General features: G+C 67.6%; 1 protein-coding gene. It reads right to left on the bottom strand.

Annotated features, from left to right (window positions below; genetic code table 11):
- Positions 1–445, bottom strand: a 445-nt coding sequence (locus D3D02_RS19885; protein ID WP_147435808.1) for an ABC transporter permease, incomplete at both ends; no start/stop codon positions are given.

Below are 445 nucleotides of genomic sequence, written 5' to 3' on the forward strand. Positions count from 1 at the left end.
CGATCGTCGACTCGGGCACGCCGTACGCGCGGGCGAGCTTCACGTACTCGCCCTGAAGGGAGTCGACCATCGACGAGCGCTCGATCCTGGTGATCTGGGCCATCTGAAGCGTTCCGAGCCCGATCATCGGCAGGAAGAGGTGGTGCGCCGACTGGCGTATCACCTCCACCTGCGTCGCTGCCCCGCGGACGTTCGCCGGGCTCTCCCACGGGAGGACGAGCCCCCGCGCGGGGAACCACCCGAGGTGGAACGCGAAGACGATGATCAACACCAGCCCGATCCAGAACGACGGGGTCGAGACGCCGATCAGCGAGATGATACGGGAGACGTGGTCGGCCGGCTCGTTCCGCCGCTTCGCCGAGATCACGCCGAGCGGGATGGCGGTGACGATGGCGAACGCGAACGCGGACAGCATGAGCAGCAGCGTGACCGGGAGCCGGAGGAT

The organism is Halobellus sp. Atlit-38R (assembly GCF_003665925.1).
In the GTDB taxonomy this organism is placed as follows: domain Archaea; phylum Halobacteriota; class Halobacteria; order Halobacteriales; family Haloferacaceae; genus Haloquadratum; species Haloquadratum inordinatus.